This is a genomic window from Frankia sp. BMG5.60 (assembly GCF_059428125.1).
On record NZ_CM182091.1, the window covers coordinates 5930293 to 5948436 of the forward strand.

The 18144-nt window shown below is 72.9% G+C and carries 17 protein-coding genes; all 17 read left to right on the forward strand.

Translation table 11 applies throughout. From position 1 onward, the window contains the following. Window positions 1-8 precede the first annotated feature (8 nt). Entirely contained in the window at window positions 9-1421 is a 1413-nt protein-coding gene (gene lysA / locus AC5R91_RS24325) for a diaminopimelate decarboxylase (protein WP_495393625.1), read from the forward strand. Beyond that, window positions 1418-2701: a homoserine dehydrogenase gene (locus AC5R91_RS24330; protein ID WP_495393626.1), complete on the forward strand. Its 1284-nt coding sequence runs from the start codon at window positions 1418-1420 to the stop codon at window positions 2699-2701. Before lysA ends, AC5R91_RS24330 begins: the two co-directional genes overlap by 4 nt. Beyond that, window positions 2698-3882: a threonine synthase gene (gene thrC / locus AC5R91_RS24335; RefSeq protein WP_495393627.1), complete on the forward strand. Its 1185-nt coding sequence runs from the start codon at window positions 2698-2700 to the stop codon at window positions 3880-3882. Before AC5R91_RS24330 ends, thrC begins: the two co-directional genes overlap by 4 nt. Next, window positions 3879-5084, forward strand: a complete 1206-nt coding sequence (locus tag AC5R91_RS24340) for a homoserine kinase (RefSeq protein WP_495393628.1) — start codon at window positions 3879-3881, stop codon at window positions 5082-5084. Before thrC ends, AC5R91_RS24340 begins: the two co-directional genes overlap by 4 nt. A gap of 438 nt (window positions 5085-5522) precedes the next feature. Then, window positions 5523-7967, forward strand: a complete 2445-nt coding sequence (gene rho, locus AC5R91_RS24345; protein ID WP_495393629.1) for a transcription termination factor Rho — start codon at window positions 5523-5525, stop codon at window positions 7965-7967. Window positions 7968-8330: 363 nt separating this feature from the next. After that, a complete protein-coding gene (gene rpmE, locus AC5R91_RS24350) occupies window positions 8331-8567 on the forward strand; it encodes a 50S ribosomal protein L31 (protein WP_011607005.1) in 237 nt (78 codons plus the stop codon). 135 nt (window positions 8568-8702) lie between these two features. Beyond that, window positions 8703-9773 carry a peptide chain release factor 1 gene (gene prfA, locus AC5R91_RS24355; protein WP_495393630.1) on the forward strand — a complete coding sequence of 357 codons (1071 nt, stop codon included), beginning with the start codon at window positions 8703-8705 and terminating at the stop codon, window positions 9771-9773. Continuing rightward, complete coding sequence (gene prmC / locus AC5R91_RS24360; protein ID WP_495393631.1) at window positions 9770-10777, forward strand: peptide chain release factor N(5)-glutamine methyltransferase; 1008 nt, start codon at window positions 9770-9772, stop codon at window positions 10775-10777. Before prfA ends, prmC begins: the two co-directional genes overlap by 4 nt. Further along, a complete protein-coding gene (locus AC5R91_RS24365; protein ID WP_011607002.1) occupies window positions 10777-11427 on the forward strand; it encodes an L-threonylcarbamoyladenylate synthase in 651 nt (216 codons plus the stop codon). Before prmC ends, AC5R91_RS24365 begins: the two co-directional genes overlap by 1 nt. A 116-nt stretch (window positions 11428-11543) precedes the next feature. Next, window positions 11544-12800 carry a serine hydroxymethyltransferase gene (glyA, locus tag AC5R91_RS24370; RefSeq protein WP_495393632.1) on the forward strand — a complete coding sequence of 419 codons (1257 nt, stop codon included), beginning with the start codon at window positions 11544-11546 and terminating at the stop codon, window positions 12798-12800. Window positions 12801-12888: 88 nt separating this feature from the next. Continuing rightward, window positions 12889-13995: an MraY family glycosyltransferase gene (locus AC5R91_RS24375; RefSeq protein ID WP_495393633.1), complete on the forward strand. Its 1107-nt coding sequence runs from the start codon at window positions 12889-12891 to the stop codon at window positions 13993-13995. Further along, the gene (locus AC5R91_RS24380) at window positions 13992-14429 is read left to right on the forward strand and encodes a Cg1360 family ATP-synthase-associated protein (protein WP_495393634.1); all 438 of its coding nucleotides are present in this window, start codon (window positions 13992-13994) and stop codon (window positions 14427-14429) included. Before AC5R91_RS24375 ends, AC5R91_RS24380 begins: the two co-directional genes overlap by 4 nt. Beyond that, entirely contained in the window at window positions 14426-14746 is a 321-nt protein-coding gene (locus AC5R91_RS24385) for an AtpZ/AtpI family protein (protein WP_495393635.1), read from the forward strand. The genes AC5R91_RS24380 and AC5R91_RS24385 overlap by 4 nt, the downstream gene beginning before the upstream one ends. A gap of 721 nt (window positions 14747-15467) precedes the next feature. Continuing rightward, on the forward strand, window positions 15468-16337 hold the full coding sequence (atpB, locus tag AC5R91_RS24390; protein ID WP_495393636.1) for a F0F1 ATP synthase subunit A: 870 nt from the start codon (window positions 15468-15470) through the stop codon (window positions 16335-16337). A 64-nt stretch (window positions 16338-16401) separates the two neighbouring features. Beyond that, the gene (locus AC5R91_RS24395) at window positions 16402-16644 is read left to right on the forward strand and encodes an ATP synthase subunit C-like protein (protein WP_009742208.1); all 243 of its coding nucleotides are present in this window, start codon (window positions 16402-16404) and stop codon (window positions 16642-16644) included. A gap of 15 nt (window positions 16645-16659) precedes the next feature. Next, on the forward strand, window positions 16660-17253 hold the full coding sequence (locus AC5R91_RS24400) for a F0F1 ATP synthase subunit B (protein ID WP_495393637.1): 594 nt from the start codon (window positions 16660-16662) through the stop codon (window positions 17251-17253). Between the two features lie 2 nt (window positions 17254-17255). Continuing rightward, a complete protein-coding gene (locus AC5R91_RS24405) occupies window positions 17256-18089 on the forward strand; it encodes a F0F1 ATP synthase subunit delta (RefSeq protein ID WP_495393638.1) in 834 nt (277 codons plus the stop codon). Window positions 18090-18144: the final 55 nt, after the last annotated feature.

An 18144-nucleotide genomic window follows, 5' to 3' on the forward strand; every position in this document is an offset into this window, starting at 1 on the left:
GAGGCGACATGAGCGAGACCGACAACCCGGCGGTGGCGGCCCCGGTGGTGGCACTGGAGGAGAGCCTCTGGCCGGCGACGGCCCGGCTCGACCCCGACGGCGTGCTGCGGATCGGCGGCGTCCGGGTGGACGAGCTGGCCGCCGAGTTCGGCACCCCGGCGTTCGTCCTGGACGAGGCCGACTTCCGGGCCCGGTGCGCCGCCTGGCGGCGCGCGTTCTCCGACTGCGACGTCTACTACGCCGGTAAGGCGTTCCTGTGCCGCGCGGTCGCCCGTTGGGTGGCCGAGGAGGGGCTGAACCTCGACGTCTGCACCGGCGGCGAGCTCGCCGTGGCCCGCTCGGTCGGCTTCCCGGCGCAGCGGCTGCTGTTCCACGGTAACAACAAGTCGGTCGCCGAGCTGCGAGCGGCGGTGGCCTACGGCGTCGGGCGGATCGTCGTCGACTCCTTCGCCGAGATCGACCGTCTGGCCGCCGTCGCCGCCGAGGCCGGGGTGCGCCAGCGGGTCCTCGTGCGGGTCACGCCGGGGGTCGAGGCGCACACCCACCACTACGTCTCCACCGGCCAGGAGGACCAGAAGTTCGGCTTCTCGCTGGCCGGCGGTGCGGCCGCCGAGGCGGTGGAGCGGGTGCTCGCCGCCGGCTCGCTGCACCTCGTCGGCCTGCACGCGCACATCGGGTCGCAGATCTTCGACACGGCCGGGTTCGGCCTGGCCGCGCACCGCATGGTCGGCCTGCTGGCGCGCATCCGCGACACCCACGACCTCGAACTGCCCGAGCTCGACCTCGGCGGTGGGCTCGGCATCGCCTACACCAGCGAGGACGCCCCGCTGGAGGTGGCCGACGTCGCCGAGCGGCTGACCGCCGTCGTGGGCAAGGAGTGCGCGGCCGCGGGGCTCGCCGTCCCGCGCCTCGGCGTGGAGCCGGGCCGGGCCGTCGTCGGCCCGACGACGGTCACCCTCTACGAGGTCGGCACGGTCAAGGATCTGCCCGGGCTGCGCACCTTCGTCAGCGTCGACGGCGGGATGAGCGACAACATCCGCACGGCCCTCTACGACGCCCGGTACACCGCCCGGCTGGTCTCCCGCACGGGCTCGGCCGCGGCCCACGTGGTCACGCTCGTCGGCCGGCACTGCGAGTCCGGCGACGTCGTCGCCCACGACGTGCCGCTGCCCGACGACGTGCGCCCCGGCGATCTCGTCGCGGTGCCGGCCAGCGGGGCCTACCACCGGTCCATGGCCAGCAACTACAACCATGTCGCCCGCCCGCCGGTCGTCGCGGTGCGCGACGGCGCCGCCCGGCTGATCGTCCGGCGGGAGACCGAGGAGGACCTGCTGCGCCTCGACATCGACCCCGCGGAGCCGGCGGACCCGGCGGACCCGGCGGACCCGGCGGACCCGGCGGACCCGGCGGTGACACCGTGAGGATCGCGCTGCTCGGCTGCGGCGTCGTCGGCAGCGAGATCGTCCGGCTGCTGCGGGCCAACGCCGGCGACCTCGCCGCCCGGGTCGGCGAGCCGCTCGAACTCGTCGGGATCGGGGTGCGCCGCCCGGAGCGGGTCCGTGACCTCGACATCGACGCGAACCTGTTCACCGCGGACGCCGCCGGACTCGTCGCCCGCGACGACGTCGATCTCGTCATCGAGGTCGTCGGGGGGATCGAGCCGGCCCGGGACTGGCTGCTGGCCGCCCTGCGGGCCGGTAAACCGGTCGTCACCGCGAACAAGGCGCTGCTGGCCTCCGACGGCGCCGCGCTGCACGACGCGGCGGCCGCCGCCGGCACCGACCTGTACTACGAGGCCGCGGTCGGCGGGGCGATCCCACTGATCCGCCCGCTGCGCGAAAGCCTGGCCGGCGACCGCGTCCGCCGGGTGCTCGGCATCGTCAACGGCACCACGAACTTCGTGCTGACCCGGATGGACGAGACCGGCGCGTCGTTCGCCGAGGCGCTGGCCGAGGCCGGTGCGCTCGGCTACGCCGAGGCCGACCCGTCCGCCGACATCGACGGCTACGACGCCGCCGCGAAGGCGGCGATCATGGCTCAGCTCGCCTTCCACTCGCCGGTCACCATCGACGACGTCTACCGGGTCGGCATCGGCGACGTCACCGCCGCCGACATCGCGAGCGCGCGGGAGATGGGCTGCACCGTCAAGGCCCTGGCGGTGGCCGAGCGCTCCGCCGAGACCGACGGGATCAGCGTCCGGGTGCATCCCGCGATGATCCCGCGGACCCACCCGCTGGCCGGGGTGCGGGAGGCGTTCAACGCCGTGTTCGTCGAGGCGGAGGCCGCCGGGCAGTTGATGTTCTACGGCCAGGGGGCGGGCGGGGCGCCGACCGCGTCGGCGGTGCTCGGTGATGTGGTCGCTGTGGCGCGCAACCGCATCGCGGGCCGTCGCGGACCCGGCGAGTCGTCCTACGCGGCGCTGCCCGTCCTGCCGATGGGCCGTACCGTGACGAGGTATCACGTGAATCTCGACGTCACCGACAAGACCGGCGTGCTCGCGACGGTCGCCGGTGCCTTCGCGCGTCACGATGTGTCCATCAGGAGCGTCCGCCAGGACGGCCGCGGCGACGACGCGAGCCTTGTCCTCGTGACGCACGCCGCGCCCGACGCGGCGCTGTCGGCCACCGTCGAGGAGCTACGCGGCCTCGCCGGGGTGCGGGCGGTGTCCGGCGTGATGCGGGTCGAGGGAGGTGAGCCGTGACCACGACGTCCACAGCTCGTGCGGAGTCCAGCGCCGCCGCCGAGTCCAGCGCTCGTGAACAGTCCGCGTCGTTCCCGGGCGGGCCGGCGGCGCCGGCGGCGTCCACCCCGCCCGACCGGTCGCACCGGCCGTGGCGGGGGATCATCGAGGAGTACCGCGACCGGCTGCCGGTCGACGACGACACGCCGGTGATCACCCTGCGGGAGGGCGCTACGCCGCTGCTGCACGCGGAGCACCTGTCCGAGCTCACCGGCTGTGAGGTTCATCTCAAGGTGGAGGGCGCGAACCCGACGGGTTCGTTCAAGGACCGCGGGATGACGATGGCCATCAGCCGGGCCGTCGGCGCGGGTTCCCAGGCGGTCATCTGCGCCTCCACGGGCAACACCTCGGCCTCGGCGGCCGCCTACGCCGCCCGCGCCGGCATCACCTGCGCGGTGCTCGTCCCCAGCGGGAAGATCGCGCTGGGCAAGCTCGCCCAGGCGCTCGTGCACGGCGCCCGGCTGCTCCAGCTCGACGGCTCCTTCGACGACTGCCTGCGGGTCGCCCGGGAACTCGCCGACACCTCGCCGGTCACCCTGGTCAACTCGGTGAACCCGTACCGCCTGGAAGGCCAGAAGACGGCGTCGTTCGAGATCGTCGAGGCGCTCGGGCGGGCCCCGGACGTGCACTGCCTGCCGGTCGGCAACGCCGGCAACATCACCGCCTACTGGCGGGGGTACCTCGAGGAGGACGCCCGCGTCGGCGCCGGCCGGCCGCGGATGTGCGGCTTCCAGGCGGCGGGCGCGGCCCCGATCGTGCGCGGCGAGATCGTCACCTCGCCGCAGACGATCGCCACCGCGATCCGCATCGGCAACCCGGCCTCCTGGGACTTCGCCGTGGACGCACGGGACTCCTCCGGCGGCCTCATCGACGCCGTCAACGACCGGCAGATCCTCGCCGCCTACCGGCTGCTCGCCCGCCGGGAGGGCGTCTTCGTCGAGCCGTCCAGCGCGGCGAGCATCGCCGGGCTGCTGATGGCGCGCAAGGACGGCCGCATCGAGGCCGGCCAGCGCGTCGTCTGCACCGTGACCGGCAACGGCCTGAAGGACCCCGACTGGGCGATCAGTGGGGCGGCGCGCCCGGAGACGATCCGGCCGACCGTCGCGGGCGCCGCCGAGGCGCTCGGGCTGCGGACGTCGTGACCGCCGTGTCCGGCGCGGTCCCGGGGGCCGAGGTGGCCCTCGGCGCCGCGGTCCGCGAGATCTCCGGCGCGGGTGACCGCAGCATCCTCGGCGCGAGAGCTCGCGACGCGCCGGGGGCGGACGGGAGCTTGCCGGCGGCCGGCGCCGGCTGGACGGCTGCCGACGGCGCCCCCCGGCGGGTCCGGGTGCGGGTTCCCGCGACGAGCGCGAACCTCGGCCCGGGATTCGACGCCTTCGGCCTCGCCCTCGGGCTGTACGACGAGGTCGACGTGGAGGTGACCGCGTCCGGCCTGACGGTCGACGTGGTCGGCCCGGACGAGGTCGCCCAGGACGAGACGCACCTGGTGGTCAGGGCGATCCGGGCGACGTTCGACCTGCTCGGCCGGGCACAGCCGGGGCTCGCCCTGCGCTGCGTGAACCGGATCCCGCACGGCCGCGGGCTCGGCTCGTCCGCGGCCGCGATCGTGGCGGGGATCGTGGCGGCGGCGGCGCTCACCCGGGCCGATCTCGGCCCGGAGTTCGAGGCCGGCGCCGCGGCGAACGAGGGCGACCCCGGCGTAGCCCGTCCTGGCGTCCCTTCCGACGTGACCGCGGCCGCCGCCGGTCCCGGGTCCTCGGTGCCCGCCGGAGCCGCGTGGATGCTGCGTCTCGCGCATGACATCGAGGGCCATCCGGACAATGTGGCCGCCGCGCTGTCGGGTGGTTTCACCGTCGCCTGGCAGGACGTCGAGGGGGCCCGCTGCCTGCGCGTCGACCCCTTCGCCGAGCTGCGGCCGGTGGTCTTCGTGCCGACCGTGCGCCAGTCCACCGAGGCGTCGCGGGGCGCGCTGCCGGCGCTCGTCGGGCTGCCCGACGCCGCCCGGACCCTCGGCCGGGCTGCGTTGCTGGCGCTGACGATGTCCGCCGCCGAGCCCGCGGGAGCGGCGCAGCGCGCCCGCACCCTGTTCAGCGCCACCGAGGACCTGCTCCACCAGCCCTACCGGCTGCCCGCCGCGCCGGCCACCGGCGAGCTGGTCGCCCGACTGCGCGCCCTGGGAGTGCCGGCGACCCTGTCCGGCTCCGGGCCGTCCGTGCTGGCCCTCGCGGTCGGCGGGGAGCAGGCCGCGGCGGCGGTGGGCGCGGCGAGCTCCGAGTTCTCGGTCGCGCCGCTGAGCGTTGACCGTTTCGGGGCGCAGGTTACCCGCCTCGACCCCGAAAGGTAGTCAAACGGATTCATAAGGTAATATTTTCGGGCTGGGGTGGGGCGGTCGGGCCGCAGCTCGTGGTCGTGGGTCACATCGGGAAGTCCTGACGTCTCAAGGTTGTTGCCGAGGTGTCTGCCGCTGGATAGTCTGGTGACTGCACCCGCTGCCACCGCGGCGCGTGCTCGCTCCCGCAGTGCCGCTCTGGCAGTGCCAGATGGGCCGTGGTTCGGGACTCCGGTGTTATCGGCCTCGTCGTCGTTGCCTCGGCTCCACACCGGCACACCTGGGCGGGATCGGCGAGTTCGCTCGCGGCAGTCGGCCGCTGGCGCCGTAGACGGGCGCGACGTCGCCCATCCGGTGCTGTACATCCCCTTCACCCGGCATCTGTGCAGGCGAAGAAGGTTCACAAGCTACGCCCGGCTCATCAGGAGCCAGTTCCTTCAGGGAAGGAAAACCTTGAGCGACACCACCAACGTGCTGCCAGTGAGCGCACGTGAGTCTGCGGCGCCTGCGACGCCTGCATCGCCGCCCCACGAGAGCGGGCCGGCGGCCGGCACCTCGTCCGCAGACGCCATCACCACCGCGCCCGCCGCCGACAACGGCAGCGCGCGCGCCGGCCGCGGCTCCCGGGCCGCCGCCGCGACCGCGGCCCCGACCGCCGAGGGCGCCACCGCGACCCGGCGGCGGCGGCAGGGCACCGGGCTGTCCGCGATGCTGCTCCCCGAGCTGCAGTCCATGGCCTCGTCCATGGGTATCCAGGGGGTGGGCCGGCTGCGCAAGGGCCAGCTCATCGCCGCGATCCAGAACCTGCAGAACGGCGAGGGCGCAGGCGGTTCCGCAACGGCTTCCGCCACCGACCTGGCGCCGGTGGCGCCTATCCCGGCGCCGAGTGAGGCGCCCGCCGGGGCGCCCCTGGCGGCGGCCCGTCAGCCCGCCGGCGACGGCGGCGGCCCCAGCACCACCACCCGCACCCGTTCTCGCCGCGGCGCGTCGCGCGGTGTGGCCAGCCCTGCCCTCGAGCAGCCGACCCTGCCGGACCCGGCCGGCGACACGGTCGTCGAGACCCGTCCGGCCCCGGTCGTGGCGGCCCCGGCGCAGCCCGCGGCCGTCTCCGCACAGCCGGCCGCCGCTTCCGCCCAGTCCGCCCCGACCCAGCCGGCGACCAGCCCCGGCCGACAGGGTGAAGGCGCTGCCCGCGGTCGTGAGGACCGCCGCGACCGCTCCGGCGATAATGGTCGCTCCGGTGACAGCGGTCGTTCCGGCGACAATGGCCGTTCTGGCGGCGACGGCGGCGAGCGGCCCACGAACGACCGCCAGGGCACGGATCGTCGGTCCGGCGGGGATCGTCAGGACCGGCAGTCCGGTGACCGTTCATCGGGCCGCGCCGACCGGACCCAGGGTGACCGTTCCGGCAGTGACCGTTCGAGCAGTGACCGTTCGAGCAGTGACCGTTCGAGCAGTGATCGTTCCGGCAGCGACCGTTCCGGCAGCGACCGTTCGAGCGGTGACCGCTCGGGCGGTGACCGTACCGGCGGCGACCGCTCGGGCAGTGACCGTACCGGCGGCGACCGCTCGGGCGGTGACCGTGCCGGCGGTGACCGTGCCGGTAGTGAGCGTCCGGGTAGTGACCGTTCCGGCCAGAACGGTCAGGGCGACGACGACTTCGCCGGCCGCAGCCGGCGGGGCCGCTTCCGTGAGCGTGGCCGCAACCGCGGTCGCGGTGGACAGGTCGGCCCGGCCGAGAACGAGCCGGTGCTGCGCGAGGACGACGTCCTCGTGCCCGTCGCCGGCATCCTCGACGTTCTGGACAACTACGCCTTCGTCCGGACCAGCGGCTACCTGACCGGCCCGACCGACGTCTACGTCAGCCTGGCCCAGGTGCGCCGCAACGGGCTGCGCCGCGGTGACGCCATCACCGGCGTCGTGCGCGCCCCGCAGGAGGGCGAGCAGCGTCGGGACAAGTACAACGCGCTGGTCCGGCTGGACACGATCAACGGGATGGAACCCGACGAGGCGCGCGGGCGGCCCGAGTTCACCAAGCTCACGCCGCTGTACCCGCAGGAGCGCCTGCGCATGGAGACCGAGCCCCACCTGCTCACGACGCGGGTCATCGACCTCGTCATGCCGATCGGCAAGGGGCAGCGCGCCCTCATCGTCAGCCCGCCCAAGGCCGGCAAGACGATGGTGCTGCAGTCCATCGCCAACGCGATCACCACGAACAACCCGGAAGTCCACCTCATGGTCGTCCTCGTCGACGAGCGGCCGGAGGAGGTCACCGACATGCAGCGCTCGGTCAAGGGTGAGGTTATCGCCTCCACCTTCGACCGGCCGCCGGCCGACCACACCAACGTCGCCGAGCTGTCCATCGAGCGGGCCAAGCGCCTGGTCGAGCTCGGCCACGACGTCGTCGTCCTGCTCGACTCGATCACTCGGCTGGGCCGCGCCTACAACCTGGCCGCCCCCGCCTCCGGCCGGATCCTGTCCGGTGGTGTCGACTCGACCGCGCTCTACCCGCCGAAGCGCTTCCTCGGCGCGGCGCGCAACATCGAGAACGGCGGGTCGCTGACGATCATCGCGACGGCGCTGGTCGAGACGGGCTCGACGATGGACACCGTGATCTTCGAGGAGTTCAAGGGGACGGGTAACGCCGAACTCAAGCTCGACCGCAAGATCGCCGACAAGCGGATCTTCCCGGCGGTCGACGTCGACGCCTCCAGCACCCGCAAGGAAGAGATCCTCCTCGCCCCCGAAGAGCTCTCGATCATGCACAAGCTGCGCCGGGTGCTCCACACCCGGGAGAACCAGCAGGCGTTGGAGCTCCTGCTGGACCGGCTCAAGCAGTCCCGGACGAACTACGAGTTCCTCATGCAGATCGCCAAGACGGCGCCGCCGCAGGATTAGCCCCAAATTTCGCCTTCGGCGAAATTTGGGGACCCCGGATTCCTTGGTCGCCGTTCGGGGTGACGCCGGATCGCCTTCGGCGGTCCGGCTGGGGAAGCTGGTGGGGCCTTCGGCGAAATTTGGGGATGCCGGTAGTCGTCCAGGGATGGTCCGGCTGGGGAGCCGGTGGGGTCCTCGGTGAGGTCGGGGGAGAGCAGCGGGGGACGCAGCCGGGGCGGAACAGCTTGGCCCGTGGGGGCGTTGACGGACCTGGGAAAGTCACCGCGGACGTGGCGTCCGCCTCTGGCAGACTGGTAGCGGAACGGCTCCGGTTCACGCCCTCCATCCGGACGGCGACCCGGCGGCCACATCGAAAGAGGGACCATGAAGGCTGATATCCACCCGACTTACCACGAGACGACCGTGAACTGTACCTGCGGGAGCACCTTCACCACCCGCAGCACCAAGGAGAACGGCGTCGTCAACGCCGAGGTCTGCTCGCAGTGCCACCCGTTCTACACGGGCAAGCAGAAGATCCTCGACGTCGGCGGGCGGGTCGAGAAGTTCGAGCGCCGGTTCGGCCGGCGGCGCCCCGGCGAGAAGGTCGGCGGCGCGAAGTAGTGCGGCCACGGCGCCCGTCCGGATCCCCGGGCGGGCGCCGTTTGCGTCCGGGGCGCCGCAGGCAGCGCCGCCCCGCCGACCCTGGCTCCGGAGCCGTGTGGCGTCCGGGACCGTGATGCGCGAAGAGGAAACACCATGACGTCCCCGCTCGACGGCCTCGTCGCGGAGCACGCCGAGATCGAGGGGCAGCTCGCCGATCCGGCGGTGCACAACGACCCCGCGAAGGCCCGTGCCCTGAGCCGCCGCTACGCGCAGCTCGCCCCGGTCGTCGATCTGGCCCGGGAGCTCGAGCGGGTGGAGGGCGACCTCGCCGCCGCCCGCGAGCTCGCCGCGGAGGACACGTCGTTCCGCGGCGAGGTCACCGACCTCGACGCCGAACTGGCCGGGCTCAACGAGCGGCTGCGTGCCTACCTGGTCCCGGTCGATCCCGACGACGCCCGGGACGCCATCCTGGAGGTCAAGGCCGGCGCGGGCGGCGAGGAGTCGGCCCTGTTCGCCGGCGACCTGCTGCGGATGTACCTGCGCTACGCGGAGCGCCGCGGCTGGAAGACCGAGATCCTCGACGCCAACCCGTCCGATCTCGGCGGCTACCGCGACGTCAGCGTGGCGGTGAAGGCCCGCGGCTCGGCGCCCGGCGACGGCGTGTATGGCCGCTTGCGGTTCGAGGGCGGGGTGCACCGCGTCCAGCGGGTGCCGGTGACGGAGTCCGCCGGGCGCATCCACACCTCCGCGGCCGGGGTGCTGGTGCTTCCCGAGGCGGAGGAGGTCGACGTCGAGATCGACCCGAACGACCTGCGCATCGACGTGTTCCGCTCGTCCGGACCCGGGGGGCAGAGCGTGAACACCACCGACTCGGCGGTCCGGATCACCCACGTCCCGACCGGTCTGGTGGTGTCCTGCCAGAACGAGAAGAGCCAGCTCCAGAACAAGGAGTCCGCGCTGCGGATCCTGCGCGCCCGGCTGCTCGGCGTCGCCCGGGAGAAGGCCGAGTCGGAGGCGTCGCTGGCGCGCGCCAGCCAGGTCCGCACCGTGGACCGCTCGGAGCGGGTGCGCACCTACAACTTCGCCGAGAACCGGATCAGCGATCACCGGGTCGGGTACAAGGCGCACAACCTCGACCAGGTGCTCGACGGCGAGCTCGACGAGGTGCTGGACGCGCTCGCCGCCGCGGATCTGGAGGCCCGGCTGTCCGCCCAGGCGTCATGACCGGCCCGTCGATGACCCGCGGGTCCGCCGTGACACTCGCGGCCTGGCTCGCGCGGGCCACCGAACGGCTGCGGTCGGCCGGGGTGGCCAGCCCCCGCGCCGACGCCGAGCAGTTGGCCGCGTTCGCCCTGGGGATCTCCCGGGCCCGGCTGGTGGCAGTCGACGAGCTGCCCCCGCCGGCCGCGGAGCGCCTCGACGAGCTCGTGGGCCGGCGTGCCCGGCGTGAACCGCTGCAGCACCTGACCGGCCTCGCCGGGTTCCGCTACCTCGACCTCGCCGTCGGCCCCGGGGTGTTCATCCCCCGGCCGGAGACGGAGTCGGTCGTCGGATGGGCCCTCGCCGCGCTGCCCTCGGTGCCCGCGCTGCCCTCGGTGCCCGCCCTGCCCGCCCCGTCCTCGCTACCTGCCCTGCCCGCCCCGTCCGCAGCGCCGGCGGCGCCGGGCGGCCCAGTGTGTGTGGACCTGTGCGCGGGGTCCGGGGCGATCGCGCTGTCCCTCGCCGCGGAGGTGCCCGGTGCCCGGGTGCACGCCGTGGAGGTGGACCCCGCGGCGCTGGGCTGGCTGCGGCGTAACGTTGCGGCGAGCGGACTTCCGGTCACGGTGCACGAGGCCGACGTCACCGCCGCGCCCACCGCGTCGCTTGCCCGGCTCGCCGGGTCGGTCGACCTGGTCGTCAGCAATCCGCCGTATCTTCCGGATGCCGACCGCGACGAGGTGGAGCCCGAGGTGGGCGAGCATGACCCGCCCCGGGCGTTGTGGGGCGGTGCGGACGGCCTCGACGTGGTGCGAGCCGTCGTCGCGCTGGCGGCCCGGCTGTTGCGCCCGGGGGGCCTGCTCGTCGTCGAGCACGCCGACGGTCACGGTGCCGCCGCACCGGGCCTGCTGCGGGCCGACGGGCGGTGGGCGGAGGTGGCCGACCATCCCGACCTGGCCGGGCGGGACCGGTTCGTCAGCGGCCGGCGCCGGGCCGGCGCCGGGGAGCGAGCGACAGGGGAGGAGCGGTGATGCAGCGCTTCGACTGTTCCGACGAGGCCGAGCGGGCCCGTGGGCTGGACGCGGCGGTCGCCGCCGTGGGCCGCGGCGGGCTGGTGGTACTGCCCACCGACACGCTGTACGGCCTGGGGGCCGACGCGTTCGACCGGGACGCGGTGGCCGCGTTGCTGGCCGCCAAGGGGCGCGGGCGCAACATGCCCGTCCCGGTCCTGGTCGGCTCCTGGCGGACCCTGGACGGGCTCATCGACCGGAAGACCCCGCAGGTGAAGGATCTGATCTCGGCGTTCTGGCCGGGTGGGCTGACGCTCGTGGTCCGGCACGCGGCGTCGCTGCGCTGGGATCTCGGCGAGGGCCGGGGCACCGTGGCGGTCCGCATGCCGCTGCATCCGGTGGCGATCGAGCTGCTGGGCCGCACCGGGCCGATGGCCGTCTCCAGCGCGAACATCAGCGGCCAGCCGCCGGCGACCACGGCGGACGAGGCGGTCGACCAGCTCGGCGGTGCCGCCGAGGTGTATCTCGACGGCGGCCCGTGCCCGGCGGCCGTGCCCTCGACCATCGTCGACTGCACCGGCGAGGTGCCGGTCGTGGTCCGCAGCGGCGCCGTCGGCCTCGACGCGTTGCGCGAGGTCCTGCCCCTCGTGCGGGAACCCGCCGGCCGTTGAGCCGGTCCTGAATCGGCCCGCGACCCGGCCCTGGGCCGGCCCGAGTGGAGGGCCGTGCCGGCGCGGAGGACCATTGGTCCCGATCGGGCGGCACGAGCGCAGGAGGTAGGTACGCCATGAGCACCCCGTTCTGGGGCCCGGACTTCGACCAGCTCGCCGACACGGATCCGGACATCGCCGGGGTGGTGCTCGACGAGCTGGCTCGGCTGCGCGGGGGCCTGCAGCTCATCGCGAGCGAGAACCTCACCTCGCCGGCGGTGCTCGCGGCGTTGGGCTCGACGCTGTCGAACAAGTACGCCGAGGGTTATCCCGGCCGGCGGTACTACGGCGGCTGCCAGGTGGTCGACCGGGCCGAGGAGATCGGCATCGCCCGGGCGAAGGAGCTCTTCGGCGCGGAGCACGCCAACCTGCAGCCCCATTCGGGCGCGTCGGCGAACTTCGCCGTGTACGCGGCGCTGCTGACCCCGGGCGACACGGTGCTGGCGATGTCGCTGCCGCACGGTGGTCACCTCACCCACGGCAGCAAGGTGAGCTTCTCCGGGAAGTGGTTCGACGTCGTCGCCTACGGCGTGCGCGAGGACACCGAGCTCATCGATTACGACCAGGTCCGCGATCTCGCCCGTCAGCACCGTCCCAAGATGATCATCTGTGGCGCGACCGCCTACCCGCGCCTGATCGACTTCGCCGCCTTCCGGTCCATCGCCGACGAGGTCGGCTCGTGGCTGATGGTGGACGCGGCCCACTTCATCGGGCTGGTCGCGGGCGGCGCGATCCCCAGCCCCGTGCCGTACGCCGACGTCGTCAGCTTCACCACGCACAAGGTGCTGCGCGGCCCCCGCGGCGGGATGATCCTCGCCCGCGAGGAGCTGGCCGGGCGCATCGACAAGGCGGTGTTCCCCTTCAGCCAGGGCGGACCGCTGATGCACGCGGTGGCGGCGAAGGCCGTCGCGCTGCGGGAGGCGGCCACCCCCGCCTACGCCCAGTACGCTCGCCAGGTGGTGGCCAACGCGCAGGTGCTGGCCGACGGTCTCGCCGCCGAGGGCATCCGGCCGGTCGCCGGGGGCACCGACACCCACCTCGCGCTGCTCGACCTACGCGAGCTCGGGGTCAGCGGCCGCGACGCCGAGGTCCGCTGCGACGCCGCCGGCATCACCCTGAACAAGAACGCGATCCCCTACGACCCGCAGCCGCCGGCGATCTCCTCCGGAATCCGGGTCGGCACGCCGGCGGTCACCACCCAGGGAATGGGGGAGGGCGAGATGAAGGAGATCGCCGCCCTGATCGCCCGGGCGGTGCGCGATCCCGCCGCGGCGGCGGACATCGCGGCGGGCGTTGCCACACTCGTCGAACGGCACCCCGCGTACCCGCGGTAGCCGCCGCGGGCGACGTTCCGAGTTCCACCTCCGCGTTTCCATCACAGCGTTCCACCACATCCGGGTCGGCAGTGGGAGATACCCGACGGTGCGCGAGTACCTGCTCGTCTTCGTGGTCTCGGCGGCGGTGACGTTCCTCGCCACGCCGCTGGCCCGGACCTTTGCCATGCGCATCGGCGCCGTCGCCGGGGTCCGTGACCGCGACGTCCACGCGATCCCGACGCCCCGGCTCGGCGGCCTGGCGATGCTTGCCGGCCTCTACGCCGGGCTGGAGGTGGCCGACCGGCTGCCGTTCCTGTCGGTGGTGTCCCAGGACTGGTCGGAGACGCGGGCGGTGCTCATCGCCGGCACGCTGATCTGCCTGCTCGGGGTCGCCGACGACCGGTGGGAGCTGGACTCCCTGACCAAGCTCGCCGGCCAGGTCGCCGCCGCCGGCATCATGGTGCTGCTCGGCGTCCAGTGGTCGTTCGCCATCGACCGCAACAGCGAGACCACCCTGAGTCTCGGGCCGGAGACCGCCGTCCCGCTGTCGATCCTCGCCACCGTCGTGATGATCAACGCGATGAACTTCATCGACGGGCTCGACGGGCTCGCCGCCGGGGTCGCGGCGATCGCGTCGCTGGCGACCTTTTACTTCGCCTACGAGATCGCGGTGATCGACGGCTTCTACCGGGCGTCGCCCGCGGCCCTGCTCGCCGCGGTCACCGCCGGGGTGTGCGTCGGGTTCCTGCCGCACAACTTCAATCCGGCCCGGCTGTTCATGGGCGACTCCGGCTCCATGCTGATCGGCCTGCTGTCCGCCGCTTCGATGATCTCTGTCACCGGGCAGGTCGCCTATGGAGGTTACGCTGGACCCTCGCGGTCGTATCCGTCGCTGATCCCGCTGGCGATTCCCGTGGCCGTCCTCGCTGTTCCCTTTCTGGACCTCGGGCTGGCGGTCATCCGGCGGACGCGGGCGGGGCGGTCGCCGTTCGCGGCCGACAAGATGCATCTCCACCACCGGATGCTGGAGATCGGTAATTCGCACGTGAGGGCGGTTCTGTTCATGTATTTCTGGGCGGCTCTGGTTGGGTTCGGCGGTGTCGCCGCGTCGTTCTCCGCCTCCCCCCTGCCGATCCTCGTCGCCACCGTCGGGGTCGGGCTGGCGGCGCTGCTCGCGCTGCTGGTCCGCACGCAGAAGTCGGCACGCGCGTGATCGTGCCGGCGGCCCGGGTGATCCGACTCGGCCTGATCCTCACTCTCGCGCTCGCGGTGCCCGCCGTGGCGATCTCCGCGGGGCTGCGTGGCGGGACCGGCGCGCTGAGCGCGGCGCTGGGGCTCGCCATCGTCGTCGCGTTCTTCACCATCAGCAAGCTGGCGGTGGGCGCGGTCGCGCGCCGCGCGCCGCACCTGCTGCTGCCGGCGGCCCTCGGCACCTACGCGCTGAAGATCGCGGTGCTCGGGGTGGTGCTGCTGGGGCTCCAGGACAGCTCGGCGCTCGACCTGCCGGCCTTCGCCTGGTCGATCTTCGGCGGCGTCTTCGCCTGGATGGGTGCCGAGCTGTGGGTCGCGACCCACACCCGGGTGCCCTTTTTCGACCCGGATCGCCCCGGTGCCTGGGACGCCGCGCGGCGGCCGCCGACGCGATGAGCGACCGGAGCGACCGGAGCCCGGGGCCGGCCGCCGGCGGCGCGCCGCGGCCCGGGCCCGATGGTGGGGCACCCGAAAGTGCCGGCACCCCGCACGGGTCCGGTCGTCCGCCCCGGCAGCGTGCGCGGGGCGGGCAGCATCCCGGCGAGGCGTGGAACGTCTTCGGAACTCTGATCGCCGGGATGGCGTTCTGGGGACTGGTGGGCTTTGGTGCCGACCGGCTGTTCGGCTTTCGGGCGCTGTTCCTGCCCATCGGCCTCGCGGTCGGCATGGGGGCCGCCATGTACCTGGTCATCTACCGGCTGACTCAGCGTTAGCCGGTTGGTCGGGGGTCGTTCGCCCCTTTTTGCCGGAGTTGGTGGGGACGTTCCGGTCGTCCCGTTCGTTGCATCCCGATGGTCCCGGCCGTCCCGTTCCGAATGGACCGGGGCGTTCCCTCCCGTGGACCTGTCTATCCGACCATTCCCCGCTGTTCCATGGGTGCGGTCGGTCCGATTCGCCGCGATCTCACCGGTCATCGGGAAAACCCGCGGCGACCGCGCACCGGTCCCACCGGCGCAACCATGACCTCCCAGGTCATCGACGTCGCGGGCGAAATAGGCAAGAGTGGGCGCAAGCGGCGGACCGCCGGGAGGGAGTGGCGAGATGACCGCAACCCGTGCACGTCCCGGCACCACGCCGAGCGACGGCCCGCAGGCGGGCGTCAACGCGAACTGGACGTCATGAGGTGGTCACGCAATGTGGAATCGTCATCAACGGAGCGAAACCTCCGGACAACGCGCACATGAACCGGGGTGAACCTCGAAGCGAGTTGGTGCCTGTGGCGCGCCGGTGTGGATAGTATCGCGGGCAACAGGACGTCGGCCTGCCGACACCCATCAGGGCCTGGGCTTGTCGAGGTGTCCCTCGAAGCGCTGCCGCCGGTTGGCTACGGGTCGTTCTTCGGTGTGAGCGTGTCGTGCGAACCCGGTAGGGTGGGGGCAATCTGCCGCCGGCACGGCAACCTCGCTGAGCCGTGGACGCGCTACTTAATCGATCATGGAGGTGTTTGTCGTGCCGGTCCTCGCTGATGAGGGCTTCGAAGGCCCCACGAAGGAGGTCTTCCAGACTCCGCACTGGTTCGATGTCGGGATCGGCTCGGTCAATCTCTACCTCAACAAGGCCACCGCGCTTACGATCTTCGCCGCGCTGTTCGTTGGCGTGATCTTCTGGCTGGGTTTCCGTCGAGCTAAAATCATACCTCGCGGGATCCAGAACCTGTGCGAGTCCGCGTACGACTTCGTCGATCTGCAGATCGCCCGCGGGGTCATCGGGGAGAAGGGCGCGCGTTACACGCCCTACCTGCTGGTCCTGTTCAGCTTCGTGCTGGTCAGCAACGTCCTCGCGATCATCCCGGCGGCCCAGTTCCCGGCGACCTCGCGCATCGCGGTCCCGATGGTCCTCGCCGTCGTCACCTGGGTGATGTTCAACTACGCGGGCATCAAGGCCAACGGCGCGGGTGCGTACTTCAAGGAGATGATCGACCCGGCGCCCACCGCGCCGCTGGCGATCCGCCTGCTGCTGGGCCCGATCGAGATCCTGTCGACGCTGATCGTCCGGCCGTTCACGCTGGCCATCCGACTGTTCGCGAACATGTTCGCCGGTCACCTCCTGCTGCTGGTCTTCTCGCTGGGCGCGGACTACCTCCTGCCCAAGCCTCCCTTCGTATTCGGCGTCGCGTCCCTGCTCGTGGCGATCATCCTCACGGCGTTCGAGCTCGTCATCGATGCCCTCCAGGCGTACATCATCACCATCCTCACCGCCGCCTACATCGGCGGGGCGATGTCGCATGGAGAGCACGAGGTTGCTCCGTCCGAGGAACTCGCCGAGCACGCCCCGGTGGGCGTGCCGGCAGCCGCGCACGCCTAGTTCTGAACACTCCCCCCAGCACCGGCCGAGTCCCGGTGCCCGACTGAATAGGAAAAGCACCGTAATGGACCCCTCGATCGTTCTCGCCTCCAAGGACGCCGTGACCGGGAGCCTCGGCGCCGTGGCCTACGGTCTGGCCGCCATCGGCCCGGGTATCGGCATCGGTCTCATCTTCGGTCTCGGCGTCCAGGCGATCGCCCGGCAGCCCGAGGCGGAGCAGGTCGCCTTCCGGTACATGCTGATCGGCTTCGCCCTCGCCGAGGCGCTCGCGCTTATCGGCTTCGTCGTTCCCTTCGTCTTCCCGTAAACCGGCGCAGCGACCATGAGCGCATCAGCCGCCATCCTTCTCGCCGCGAGCGAGAGCGGGCATTCCGACGAGAACGTTCTTATCCCGCCGCTGAGCGAACTGCTCATCGGCACCCTGGCCTTCGGGCTGCTGGTGGCCTTCTTCTTCTGGAAGATCCGCCCGCAGATCGCGAAGACCTACGCGCAGCGCACCGAGCGCATCGAGGGCGGGCTTGCCCGCGCCGAGGCCGCGCAGCGTGAGGCGCAGGCGTTGCTGGAGCAGTACCGGGCGCAGCTCACCGAGGCCCGGGCCGAGGCCGCGCGCATCCGGGACGATGCGCACACCGAGGGCCGGCAGATCGTCGAGGAGCTCCGCGCGTCCGCGCAGCGGGAGATCGCCGAGATCAAGGAGCGCGCCGACGCTCAGCTCGCGGCCGACCGGGCGCAGATCGTGGCCCAGGTCCGTCGGGAGGTCGGCGTGATCGCGATCGACCTCGCCTCGAAGATCGTCGGCTACCAGGTGGAGAGCACCGCCACCCAGGCTCGGCTCGTCGACGACTTCATCGCCGCCCTGGACAACTCGGCCGAGGGTGCGGGCAGCACTCCCGCGCCGGTGGGGTCGGGAGGCTGACGGTGGAGGGAGCCAGCAGGCACGGGCTCGCCACCGCGCGGGCGACCCTCGACGAGGCCACGGCGACGCCGCCGGGCGCCGCCGTCACCTCGGTGGATGCCAGTCGGGTCGCCGACGACCTGCGGGCCGTCGCCGACCTGCTCCGCCGGGAGCCGACCGTGCGCCGCGCGCTGACCGACCCGGGCGCACCCCCGACGGCGCGCACGGAGCTCGCGGCCAGGCTGCTCGGCCGCCAGCTCGACGCGGTGAGCCTGCGGATCGTGCAGACCGCGGTCTCGGCGCGCTGGTCCCGGCCGGTCGACCTGCAGTACGCGCTGCTTGAACTGAGCGTCGAGGCCCTGCTGGTCGAGGCGGAGCGGGACGGCGCGCTGGAGGAGGTCGAGGACGAGCTGTTCAGGTTCGCCCGGATCCTCGGCCAGCACCCGCAGCTCGCCCTGGCGCTGACCGACCCGGCCGCGCCGGCGTCGGTCAAGAACGCGCTGCTGAGCCGGCTGCTGTCCGGTCGGGCTCACCCGGTCACCCTGCGGTTGGCCCAGCAGGCCGCGGCCGACCGGATCCACGGTGACGTCGAGCGTCGCCTGGCCGACTTCAGCCGGATCGCCGCGGCCCGCCGGGGTCGGGTCGTCGCGATCGTGCGCACGGCGGTGCCGTTGACCGACGAGGTCATCGCCCGCCTGGGCGCGGCGATCAGCCGGTACTTCGGCCGCCAGATCCAACTTCAGGTCGATCTCGATCCCGACCTCCTGGGCGGGGTCGTGGTGAAGGTCGGCGACGAGGTGGTCGACGGCAGCGTGCTACGCCGCCTGGCCGCCGCGCGCCGGGCGCTGCTCCGATAGCCGGGTGGCGGTCATGACCATGGCGGCGCCCAGGCGACCTGCCCTGCCAGCGATG

What these genes read in the sequence shown, in the direction of transcription:
- AC5R91_RS24385 (WP_495393635.1), top strand. Translation starts at nt 14,426, where the DNA reads ATGAGCGACCGGAGCGACCGGAGCCCGGGGCCGGCCGCCGGCGGCGCG.
- AC5R91_RS24400 (WP_495393637.1), top strand. Translation starts at nt 16,660, where the DNA reads ATGAGCGCATCAGCCGCCATCCTTCTCGCCGCGAGCGAGAGCGGGCAT.
- AC5R91_RS24395 (WP_009742208.1), top strand. Translation starts at nt 16,402, where the DNA reads ATGGACCCCTCGATCGTTCTCGCCTCCAAGGACGCCGTGACCGGGAGC.
- lysA (WP_495393625.1), top strand. Translation starts at nt 9, where the DNA reads ATGAGCGAGACCGACAACCCGGCGGTGGCGGCCCCGGTGGTGGCACTG.
- glyA (WP_495393632.1), top strand. Translation starts at nt 11,544, where the DNA reads ATGAGCACCCCGTTCTGGGGCCCGGACTTCGACCAGCTCGCCGACACG.
- rpmE (WP_011607005.1), top strand. Translation starts at nt 8,331, where the DNA reads ATGAAGGCTGATATCCACCCGACTTACCACGAGACGACCGTGAACTGT.
- prfA (WP_495393630.1), top strand. Translation starts at nt 8,703, where the DNA reads ATGACGTCCCCGCTCGACGGCCTCGTCGCGGAGCACGCCGAGATCGAG.
- AC5R91_RS24365 (WP_011607002.1), top strand. Translation starts at nt 10,777, where the DNA reads ATGCAGCGCTTCGACTGTTCCGACGAGGCCGAGCGGGCCCGTGGGCTG.
- prmC (WP_495393631.1), top strand. Translation starts at nt 9,770, where the DNA reads ATGACCGGCCCGTCGATGACCCGCGGGTCCGCCGTGACACTCGCGGCC.
- atpB (WP_495393636.1), top strand. Translation starts at nt 15,468, where the DNA reads ATGGAGGTGTTTGTCGTGCCGGTCCTCGCTGATGAGGGCTTCGAAGGC.